Origin of the sequence: Campylobacter concisus, assembly GCF_902460545.1 — a bacterium.
GTDB classification, from domain to species: domain Bacteria; phylum Campylobacterota; class Campylobacteria; order Campylobacterales; family Campylobacteraceae; genus Campylobacter_A; species Campylobacter_A concisus_AE.
Genome location: NZ_CABPUE010000004.1, coordinates 174,033 through 174,661, shown reverse-complemented (window position 1 = coordinate 174,661; position 629 = coordinate 174,033). Strand labels below are relative to the sequence as shown.

The following is a 629-nucleotide window of genomic DNA, read 5'->3' as shown; positions in this document are numbered from 1 at the left end:
CTTTTAAAGAGTGATATTAAAAATTTTACCGCTTATGCTTTAATTTTTGAAGCAATGTGGGGTAGAATAAAGGCACTTCCATTAAGTAGCGATCAAATGACGCAGATACGTTACCCTGATGAAAATCTGATTATGCTTTTTAAAAAAAGTAATGAACTAAATCTTGATAATTTAGAAAAATTTATAAGAAATTTAGCACTTAATCCATTTTGGATAGAAGGCATTAAAATATTTTGCGAATTTTTAAATAGCGCTGGACTTGCAAGGCAAATCGATCTTGTTTGTGATATGGTTTTAAATTTTATTGATAAATTTCCAGATATAAAAAAGCTCAAATTTCAAAGTGGAGAATCTTTTTTTAGTGAAGAGATAAATAAATTTTTTATTAAAAGTAACTCTTTGGAATTTACTTCCAGCAGTGATAGTAAAAAAGATATGAGTTTTGAAGATCTAATAAAAGAACTAGATAAAAGCAAGCATGCTTCAAGTGCTCAAAGCGAGCTTAATTTTATGCTTGAATTATCAAAAATTTTTACTGCTCAAGGTATGAATAATAATGCAAAAGCTACCTATGCACAAATAGTTAATTTTATAGAAAATACCGAGCTTAAAGATTATTTATCAGACGT

At 27.7% G+C, this 629-nt stretch carries 1 protein-coding gene; it reads left to right on the top strand.

Annotation, left to right across the window (positions count from 1 at the left end):
• A partial coding sequence (locus FZ949_RS04450) for a type VI secretion system domain-containing protein (RefSeq protein ID WP_187424709.1) occupies nucleotides 1-629 on the top strand: 629 nt, incomplete at both ends.